Source organism: Alteromonas profundi (genome assembly GCF_010500865.1).
GTDB classification, from domain to species: Bacteria; Pseudomonadota; Gammaproteobacteria; order Enterobacterales; family Alteromonadaceae; genus Alteromonas; species Alteromonas profundi.
Window position 1 is genome coordinate 1 of sequence record NZ_JAAAWN010000077.1, and the last position, 1,467, is coordinate 1,467.

The 1,467-nt window shown below is 38.7% G+C and carries 3 protein-coding genes; all 3 read right to left on the minus strand.

All coding sequences use genetic code 11. The features are described 5' to 3' along the window. Window positions 1-215: 215 nt before the first annotated feature. The gene (locus GTH32_RS19210; protein WP_163088800.1) at window positions 216-515 is read right to left on the minus strand and encodes a hypothetical protein; all 300 of its coding nucleotides are present in this window, start codon (window positions 513-515) and stop codon (window positions 216-218) included. A 191-nt stretch (window positions 516-706) separates the two neighbouring features. Next, window positions 707-835 (minus strand): hypothetical protein, encoded by a 129-nt coding sequence (locus GTH32_RS19675; protein ID WP_281182352.1) that lies wholly within the window; start codon window positions 833-835, stop codon window positions 707-709. Beyond that, window positions 804-1,283 (minus strand): hypothetical protein, encoded by a 480-nt coding sequence (locus tag GTH32_RS19215; RefSeq protein ID WP_163088801.1) that lies wholly within the window; start codon window positions 1,281-1,283, stop codon window positions 804-806. The genes GTH32_RS19675 and GTH32_RS19215 overlap by 32 nt, the downstream gene beginning before the upstream one ends. Window positions 1,284-1,467: the final 184 nt, after the last annotated feature.

Sequence of the window (1,467 nt, forward strand, 5' to 3'; positions counted from 1 at the left end):
TCTAAGCAACTTTGCATTGAATGGTATTTTATTATCATAAAACCACACGCCAGAGGCCAAAACTTCCTCTGAAAGAAGCGTTGGTTCCCATCCCGAAGTAAACATTTTTTTCACCAAAGCACCTAACACCGCCATAAGCGGTGAGTAGCAGTTGGCTAAAATGTGAAGCGAAGCGGAACCGAGCCAACTGTTACGAATCCGACTTAATGGCCTTGTTATGTAACGTTAGTTCGATTATTTTCGAGATATGAAATTACTTCCGATGCTTCCTTTAAACTTACACCACAAAATTGTCGATAAATTTTAATAGCTTTAACTCTTTCTCCGCTATCAAGCGCAGAAAGCACTTCTTTAGGTGTGTTTTTATAAGGTTTAAAATCTACACCTAAATGATCGATAATTGCGTCAACTTTATTCTCAAGATGTTTTGAAAGGTAATTAATATTTGAGGTAAAAAATCTTCCGATCACAATACCCAAGATTAAAGCACCTATTACAATAAAATCACTTTCCATGTTGAATTCTCCGAGTTACATAACACCCGCATAAGGGGCAGTAACGCATGGGCTAAAATCCGAGCGAAGCGACAGCGCCCATGTGTTACTGTCCCAGCGAGCCTGCGAGCGACTTAATGTGATTGTTATATCTTTACTGGGCGCATAAAAAAAGCGCCGATATATTCGACGCTTTTTTTGATATTAGCTAATCATGCCGGAGAAACTTGGTAAGATTTTACTCTTCCTTCGCTTTTTGCTTGGCTATAAGCGGCTTTAATCTTTTTCATAGCCTCAATTTTGGCAGCCTTAGCTTTTGTAGCTTGGGGTTGTGATTTCATAACCTAAACCCTCCTCTCCTAGATTGGAATTCACTGTAAAGTATAACTCTTGAGCATATAAGTTTGCAAGTCTGTCATAAAATCGCTTTAACTTCATTGTCTCGGCAACACAATAATATGCTTCTGCATTACTATTGCGATAATGAAAATCAAGTAACTCTTTGATAATTCGCCCTAACTCTTTCATACTTGCCGCATTGATATGCGCAGGTGGAGGTGTAAAGAAGGTGTCACCCTCGAAATTTTCTCTGAGATCAAATTTCACCTCATAACTATTTTCTCTGTATTCTACGCCTAACTCCTCAGCCTGTTTAGCAATAAGCTCTTCCGAGCGAGAAGCATCTGTGCGGTTGAATATCATTACATACTGATAACCTTGAACAGAGAATTCAATTATTTGACACGAAATATCTCCAACATCAAAGTCCTGTAACAACCATGGAGTCAAAACTTTTCCTTATGTTTTTTAAGGCAATTTACCCTAAAAAGATCAAGTTGAAAAGATGGCCCGATTTCAGATAATAAGTGCACCACTCATGGTTAAACGGTGAGAAGAGATCAACTGCCTGTTGGTGGTACTCTGTAATCGCCAAAAAACATGAGTAGTTACCATGAGATACAAGCAGTTGATC

Excerpts from the sequence above, each read along its gene's own strand:
- GTH32_RS19675 (WP_281182352.1), bottom strand. The coding sequence starts at position 835 with ATGAAATCACAACCCCAAGCTACAAAAGCTAAGGCTGCCAAAATTGAG.
- GTH32_RS19210 (WP_163088800.1), bottom strand. The coding sequence starts at position 515 with ATGGAAAGTGATTTTATTGTAATAGGTGCTTTAATCTTGGGTATTGTG.